The organism is Aestuariivita sp. (assembly GCF_049276915.1).
Classification (GTDB): Bacteria; Pseudomonadota; Alphaproteobacteria; order Rhodobacterales; family Rhodobacteraceae; genus Aestuariivita.
Window position 1 is genome coordinate 1 of record NZ_JBASXK010000056.1, and the last position, 7656, is coordinate 7656.

A 7656-nucleotide genomic window follows, 5' to 3' on the forward strand; every position below is an offset into this window, starting at 1 on the left:
ACCTAAATCCTAGTAGCGCGATATGAAGAGGCTGATCCATCGGATGAACCAAACCGCCCACATATCTCTTCAGTTCTATTCTGTTTTCAAAGAACGTAGCGACAACAAAACTGAGATGCGCCCTATACCACCGGCGCGCCCCGCCCTGTCTGCCCCTGGTTTTGTAAAACGACACGTTGCCAATCGACCCGGTTGCCGCAACCAACAACACATCACTGCGTCGCCGGTGAGATGTCCCTCTACGCCTCGACGTTTGCGGCTGCAAGCAAAAAATGATGTTTGAGTGCAAGAATATTGTGATCGGGGCTGTTGGCGCCTTCAACGTGACCTCAGAACCGGGAAAAACCGGCTGAAACCGGCCACACGGGACTGCCTGTCGCCCCAGAATGCGCATCGAATCCGTCAAGATGTGGTGCGACTCGGGCCAGGCCCGCCCAGATCAGGCTGTTCTGGCCCAGGATGACCCCGTGCCCGGAACAAAGCACTTGATCAGCCCTGCGAAATCTGGCGAACCTTTGTGGATACCGAAGGCGCTTGGGGAATGTCGGTGTGAAAGATCAAACCGGAAGGCAAGCGGGACATGAGCAATCTTGAAGCGAAATTTGCACGGCTTGGCGCAGAGAATGCGCCGGGACAGGAGGTGCGCCAGAACGCGGATGATCTCAGATCGGTCATGCGCGGCGATATCCTGCCCGGTATTCCTGTCGATTTCTCGCATGGGGACGTTGATGCCTTTGAGCCCACACCCGGCGCACGCGCTGCCTGGGAGGAGGGATTCGATGCAGGTGGCGCGCAGGCCTATACCGAATACCGCGGCTCCGGCGCGATTCGCGACGATGTCGCCGCCAGTCTTGCCGCCTTCACCGGTGCGCCGGTGGATCCGGTGGATGAGCTGATCATCACGCCGGGCACGCAGGGGGCGTTGTTTCTGGCGCTGGGTGCGGTCGTCGATCGGGGCACCAGGGTCGCCATAATGGAGCCGGACTATTTCGCCAACCGCAAGCTGGTGGCCTTCTTCGGCGGTGAGATCATGCCCATTGCCCTGCATTACCAGGGTCACGCGCCACAACGCGGCCCGGACCTTGGCCAGTTGCAGGCCGCGTTCGAGGCCGGCGCTGAGGTGTTGGTGTTTTCGACCCCGAACAATCCGACTGGCGTGGTGACCCAGGACACAGCAATCAACGAGATCGCGCGGCTGGCGGCTGAATACAACGTGACTGTCATCGTCGATCAGCTGTATTCGCGGCTGCTCTACAGCGGCGAAAGCTATACGCATATGCGCGCCTGTGCAGAACGCCCGAAGAACCTGATCACCATCATGGGTCCATCCAAGACGGAATCGCTGAGCGGCTTTCGTCTGGGTGTCGCCTTCGGATCCGCCCCCTTGATCGAACGCATGGAAAAATTGCAGGCGATCGTGTCGCTGCGTGCGGCAGGGTATTCTCAGGCCTCTCTCAAGACATGGTTTCATGAACCCGACGGGTGGATGGAGGACCGCATCGCACAACATCAGGCGATCCGCGACGATCTGTTGGCGATCTTCCAAGCGGCGGGGTTTGCAACCGCCTGCCCCCAGGCAGGCAGCTATCTGTTCCCGCAACTGCCCGAGCTTGTTGTGTCTCCGGAAGTATTCGTTCGGCTGTTGCGACTGCAGGCCGGTGTGACGGTCACGCCAGGATCGGAATTCGCACCGCATACGGCACATAGTATACGGCTCAACTTTTCGCAGGATCACATGGCAGCCGTGGCCGCAGCGCACAGAATCGTCGAGATGGTCGAAAGATACCGGGCATGAAGATCGGTATTGCGGGAATGGGCGCGATCGGGTTGCGGGTTGCGCAGGAACTGGATCGCGGCGGCATCCGGGGTTGCGAGCTTGCCGGTATCTGCGCGCGCAACGCGGATCGTGCAGCAGAGGCGAATGCCACCCTGTCGAAACCTGCACCTGTTTACGCCCTGGACGAGATCGCGGCACATTGCGATGTGGTGATCGAGGCCTTGCCGCCGCAGCTTTTCACGCAATTGGCGCAATCTGTCGTTCAGGCCGGCAAGGAGCTGGTTGTCTTGTCGGCGAGCCAGCTTCTCGGGCAACAGGCGCTGTTCGATCTGGCCGAAGAGACTGGCGCCAAGATCGTCATCCCGTCAGGTGCAATCCTCGGCCTTGATGCGATCAAGGGGGCCGCGGTGGGCGCGCTGCATTCGGTCATTATCCAGACGCGCAAACCCCCCGCGGGTTTGGCCAAGGCACCCTATGTCGTGGACAATGGCATTGACTTGGGCAACCTGAGCGAACCGCTTCTGGTTCTTGGTGGCGCGGTGAGCGATGTGGCCAAGGTCTTTCCGGCCAATGTGAATGTCGCGGTTGCGGTCAGCCTTGCAGGCTTTGGCCCTGAAAAGACGCGCATGGAGGTCTGGGCGGACCCCGCGCTGGACAAGAACAAGCACACAGTGCGCGTGACCTCGGACAGTTCGGATTTCGAAATGACAATTCAGAACCGCCCAAGCGACGAAAACCCCGCAACAGGCAAGATCACCGCACAAAGCGTGATTGCGCTGCTGCGCCAGAAAACGGCCGTGCTTCGGGTCGGAACCTGACCGGCACAGTCTTCCAGGTTCACGGACAGGTGGTGTCAGCCGGCCGCTCTGCGGGCTTGCCGTGGGGAGGCGAAAAGCGCAGCGATGTATCACGAAGCGGGGCTCTTGAGACGCCCTGCCCCTGTCGGGCGGGAATTGTCAGACGCTGCCGCGTCTGACTGAGCCCTGGTGTGGCGTGATCGTGCAAGAAAGACGCGGAGGGAGCCAACCTGGCACCCAACTCTCTCTCGCGTCAGAGGCAGCCATTGCGGACTTGAGCGAAACGCTGCGTGCCGTTTTTGCGGCTGATCGGTAGGGCATTGTGGCGCAGCTCAACAGCCTGCGGCATCGTAATCGAGTGGATCAACAAAAGCTCAAAGGCCCTGACATGCCCCCTGCCCCTGCCCCGGCTCGATGGCAGCTCTCAGCTGGCCCGGCATTTTTTGCTTCCCTGAGAGGGGTGCCAAAATGTAAGCGAGCCCCATCATATTGACAGAACGGCATTTTTTAAACGCCGTGGTGGAGCCCGGCAAGATGAATTCGACCATATCCCTCCTTCTGGTCTTCCTGAACCAGTTCTTCATGCCGCGGCACAACGCGCAACTGAGACTGTTGAAGGCCCAGATCACAATCTTGCGGGCGCGCATTCCGACCCAACGGATCATCTTGTCGCCGGCCGAGAAGGCCGAACTGCTGCGGATCGGAGAAGAATGCGGGCATGATGTCGACGGGCTTCTGGAGGTCGCCAAGCCCGCGACCTACAAGCGCTGGCTCGCCCAGATGCGCGGTAGCCGCCCCTTCAAGGCAGTGGGACGGCCACGCCTGACGCAAGAACTGCGCGACGTCGTCATCCGCATCGGCTCTGAAAACCTCCTGTGGGGTTACAAGCGGATCGCGGGCGAGCTGAAAAAGCTGGGACTCTATGCTGGTGCCAATTCGGTCAAGCGCATCCTCAATGATGCGGGCATCCACCCGAGCCCGGAGAGGCGCAAGAAGAAGCCCGCCCTCCCGTGGACCACCTTCATACGGGCACACATGGAAAGCATGGTCGCCTGCGACTTCTTCTCAAAGACCGTGTTGACGCTACGCGGTCCGAGGACGGCCTATGTGCTGATGTTCATCCATCTCGGCAGTCGGCGCGTCTTCTGCTGCGCGCCGACCTATGCCCCGGACTCGGCATGGGTGACCCAGCAGGCCCGCAACACTTTGATGTGGTGCGCGGAACAAGGGGTTACGCCGGATTTCCTCATCCGCGATGCCGACACCAAGTTCAGCGCCAGCTTTGATGCCGTCTGGGCATCCGAAGGTGCCAGGGTGATGCAGATCCCGCACAGGGCGCCCGACGCCAACGCCTTCGCGGAATCCTTCATCGCGACCATCAAGCGCGAATGCCTGGATTTCTTCGTCTGTTTCAGCCGCGCACAGCTCGACTACATCCTCCGCACTTGGGTGCGCCATTACAACACTGAGCGCCCACATCGTGGACGGGATATCGGGAACAACGTTCTGCAAGTCGATTTCCGACCAGCCCGAGACGGCCCAATCCAGCGCAGACGCCAGCTCGGCGGCATCGTCACATCCTACACCCGCGATGCGGCTTGAGTGCCATGGCCGAGCGAAATATCCCAAAGAGGCGGCGGCGCCGATTTGATCTTGCCGGGTTTCAGGGTGCCCGATAGTATGACTGAATATCAACGCGATAGGCCGTGTCTACATTTTGGCACCCCTCTCAGGGCAGGCCAAGGACGCTAGGCACCGTACGTGACCGAGACGGGCGGAACCCCAGAGCCACGGCGATCCGTTTGACCATCCGTTTGCGCCGAGCTGAGCCGCCGGGCAGCCGCACGATACTCTCCTGAAATCATGACGTGTGGCCTCCGTGCCACCGCTGTTTACAGCAGCGCGTTACGGCGCGGTTTCGAGCCTGGAACGCTGGACGCCCGGTTGGCACCCTCCGGCGGTTTCGAGCATGAAATGATGGTCGCCCGGTTGGCACCCTCCAGAGTAATGCTACAACTTCTTCAAGGCAGCAGGACACAAAACCGATTAAACGCGACACGCTCTAGACGAACGCTCCATGTCCCGAGCAGGGTATGTCCGTCAACAGAGTTTGATACAGATGTTAGGAAGGTCAATCCATGCGTAATCGCCTTGGCCAATCCCGATTACGTATCGCGTGTCATCTTCGCTATAGCGAGCCGATTTAGCTTCCCGGATTCCAAGACTGGCAACTCATCCACAACCACAAAACGCACCACTCCTTCGCACCGCACGATCCTTTCAAGCGCTGCGACGGCTGCATATTCGTCGAAAAACCCCTGCGACACGACCACAACGCCCAGACCATCGCGCCCATTTACTGTCGTCGGCGCCGCGCCCGCTCGTTTGACGTCCGGGAACCGAGCGATAGCACGTTCCAGTGGTTCAGGCGCATACTTGTTACCACCGATATTGATGATGAAATCTGCCCGGCCTCGCAGCAACAGCACACCATGATGTGTTATCTCCGCGAGATCACCTGTCTCGATCCACCCACTTTCATCGTAGGCAGGCTCTCCCCCAATATAGCCTTCGACCTGAAATTCGGGCGGCACCTTGACTGCCAATCGCCCCACTTCTGTGCCTAAATCGGGCCATTGTCCGCAATCGCGAAGCTCAAGCGTCACGCCAGGAGCAATAGTCCCCGCCCAGCCCTCTGGTAAAGTTTGGCCTGCATAGATACCCATCGTCAGGGTCGGCGTTTCGTTGAGCGCCGCAACCGTGAGGATCGGCGCATTGAAAGCTTCCCAAGCACGGCGCAACACACCATGTTCCGCACTGGCCCCAGTAAAGCCAATCACTTTGAAATTCGGTTTGTCCGCGCCCTTTTCCACAGCATCAACAATTTGGGCCAGTACAAGGGGATTGGTTGCTAGCGCTGTGACACAAACCTCCTTAGCAGTACTCAAGACATCCTCGATTGGGCCACCGGGAAAAACGCAAGCCTGGCCTCCCAGCAAAGCAATAAGTGCTGTGCTGAGAGCAGCGGTGGAAGTTGTCGGAAACCCGATCAAAACCGGTCCACTCGGTCGCTGCGGCGAGTCTACGATTGCTTCCGCCTGCTTCATGAGCATGCCAAGTGGCTTCGACATGAATTTGGGAGTTCCCGTTGATCCCGATGTTGTAAAATAGACCCGGCCCTCCATTGAATTGCTCGGCGGTGGTGGACCTGCATCCCGGTGCCAGCCGGATTCGACTTCATGCCAGACAGGACCATCGGTCCGGCGTTGCCCTGGAAGTGAAATTACATGATCAATGGTAATTCCTGCCGATAATGCCGCTTTTGGGTCTGAAACCAAAACAAGATTGGCTCCTAGGTTCCAGATGGCAAGCCACAGGCAGAAACGCAACGCATCGTTATCTGCAATCGGCGCCACGGAAAGGCCGGGGCCAATGCCAAGATGGTGCATGCGGGTAGTTAGCCCATCCACCACTTGAATGAGTTTCGCGCGACTTAGACGCTGCCCGTCCTGCCCCACCAACGCCAAACGCTCACCATCAACAGACAGTGCCTTTTCGATCGCTGCAAGACCCATTGATTCAGAACGTGTAAATCGTGGAGACCCGCAGTGATCGGGTGGAACTGGCGTTTGAACTTACTTTCGAGCCGTCATCAGACGAGTAGTCGAAATTGTCCTGCATCAGGTCAAACCGCAGGCTAACTCGATCATTCAACTCTTGACTGAATCCAATCAGGGCGTGATCGCCCCAAACATGGCCATCTACGCTTCCTTCAATGTCGTAGATGCCGCGCCCTACCCCGGCATGTACAACGGTCTTGCCGAAATCGAAACCCAACATCAATCGCGTACGCCCACCTCCATCGAGGGCTGCACCACTACTCAACGTCTCAAAGACTTCCAGCTCACCTCCGACAAAAACGTTGCTCGGAAACGTGAACCGTACACCACCAAATCCGCTCACACGGCGGTCGGAAAATTTCGTGCTTGTGTTTGTGGGGGGGCCGAAAAAACTTGGTCTAACTGTATCCACGTCCGAGCGGCTGGCTTCCAAGCCTGCACCAAGGTAATATGCAGCTTCTGCATTCGCGGACCCAGCCACAACGGCCATGGTCGATGCGCTCACTAACAGTGCAAAACGGCTCATGTCCGCCTCCAATCATTCTTTAACTGACATTCCCCATGTGGCCTGTCTCTTGAAGACACATTTGCCTGATCTTGTAGCATAAGCAAGATCTTTGTACTCTCAGGCTCTGCTGCAATCGTGAGAGTTTCCGAATGTGGTTTGATTGGACCGTAACGCCAGGCCATCCCTGCTCGGCGGCGCAGTTTTTCAGCGCGACGAACGGGTGCTGTCAGACAAACTCTAACCAGTCTCAAATGTTGCAAGTCGCCCCATTTTTTAGGAAGCAATAAGCTCGCTCCAATCGGCATTCGCGGCAGATCGAAGCTGCTTCATTATGGCTCTGCTGACCTTGTTGAGAACGGCAATGCAAAAGTTGGCCACGGAAGTGGCGTGATAATCTCGCTGCGGGCAGCGTAAAATGTTGCCACTTTGGCCCTTTCTGTGTGCAGGGAGGGCGGGAGATTTTAGTCGTGGATTTATATTTGAAGGTCCGCCTCGCGCGGCGTGGCGGCATGAGCGAGCGAGCGGCAGCGGGCCACTTTGGGATTTCGCGTGCGAGCGTGAACAAGATGATGAGCTTTTCGGTCCCACCCGGATATCAAAGAACGGCTCCGATCAAGCGCCCCAAGCTGGACGGGTTCACCGTCTTCATCGATGAATGGATGCAAGACGATCTGAAGCGTCCCCGTAAACAGCGCCACACCGCCAAGCGCATTTTTGAACGGCTGCGCGACGAGCACCAGTTTCAAGGCGGCTATACGACGGTCAAGAACTATGTCCGGCAACAAGGGCGGCGCAGCCGAGAGATGTTTGTCCCGCTGGCACATGCCCCCGGCCATGCCCAAGCCGATTGTGGCGAGGCCCTGGTTGTGATTGGCGGAGTTGAGCAGAAGGCGCATTTCTTTGCGCTGGATCTGCCGTACAGCGATGCCTGCTTTGTTCGGGCCTATCCTGCTG

At 58.3% G+C, this 7656-nt stretch carries 5 protein-coding genes and 1 pseudogene; 4 read left to right on the forward strand and 2 right to left on the reverse strand.

Annotation, left to right across the window (positions count from 1 at the left end; translation table 11 throughout):
• Nucleotides 1-580: 580 nt before the first annotated feature.
• The 3 genes from WAO69_RS06050 (at nt 581) to WAO69_RS06060 (ending at nt 4176) form a co-directional block, all read left to right on the forward strand.
• On the forward strand, nt 581-1795 hold the full coding sequence (locus WAO69_RS06050; protein ID WP_422177155.1) for a pyridoxal phosphate-dependent aminotransferase: 1215 nt from the start codon (nt 581-583) through the stop codon (nt 1793-1795).
• Complete coding sequence (locus tag WAO69_RS06055; protein WP_422177156.1) at nt 1792-2595, forward strand: aspartate dehydrogenase; 804 nt, start codon at nt 1792-1794, stop codon at nt 2593-2595. Before WAO69_RS06050 ends, WAO69_RS06055 begins: the two co-directional genes overlap by 4 nt.
• 468 nt (nt 2596-3063) lie before the next feature.
• Nucleotides 3064-4176: an integrase core domain-containing protein gene (locus WAO69_RS06060; RefSeq protein ID WP_422177157.1), complete on the forward strand. Its 1113-nt coding sequence runs from the start codon at nt 3064-3066 to the stop codon at nt 4174-4176.
• 563 nt (nt 4177-4739) lie between these two features.
• On the opposite strand, the gene WAO69_RS06065 is transcribed toward WAO69_RS06060, so the two are convergent.
• Nucleotides 4740-6149 (reverse strand): AMP-binding protein, encoded by a 1410-nt coding sequence (locus tag WAO69_RS06065; protein ID WP_422177158.1) that lies wholly within the window; start codon nt 6147-6149, stop codon nt 4740-4742.
• 4 nt (nt 6150-6153) lie between these two features.
• A complete protein-coding gene (locus WAO69_RS06070) occupies nt 6154-6720 on the reverse strand; it encodes a hypothetical protein (protein ID WP_422177159.1) in 567 nt (188 codons plus the stop codon).
• Nucleotides 6721-7169: 449 nt separating this feature from the next.
• Here WAO69_RS06070 and WAO69_RS06075 point away from each other — a divergent pair.
• Nucleotides 7170-7656, forward strand: a pseudogene (locus tag WAO69_RS06075) (IS21 family transposase); the annotation flags it as partial.

What these genes read in the sequence shown, in the direction of transcription:
- WAO69_RS06050 (WP_422177155.1), top strand. Translation starts at nt 581, where the DNA reads ATGAGCAATCTTGAAGCGAAATTTGCACGGCTTGGCGCAGAGAATGCG.
- WAO69_RS06055 (WP_422177156.1), top strand. Translation starts at nt 1,792, where the DNA reads ATGAAGATCGGTATTGCGGGAATGGGCGCGATCGGGTTGCGGGTTGCG.
- WAO69_RS06065 (WP_422177158.1), bottom strand. Translation starts at nt 6,149, where the DNA reads ATGGGTCTTGCAGCGATCGAAAAGGCACTGTCTGTTGATGGTGAGCGT.
- WAO69_RS06070 (WP_422177159.1), bottom strand. Translation starts at nt 6,720, where the DNA reads ATGAGCCGTTTTGCACTGTTAGTGAGCGCATCGACCATGGCCGTTGTG.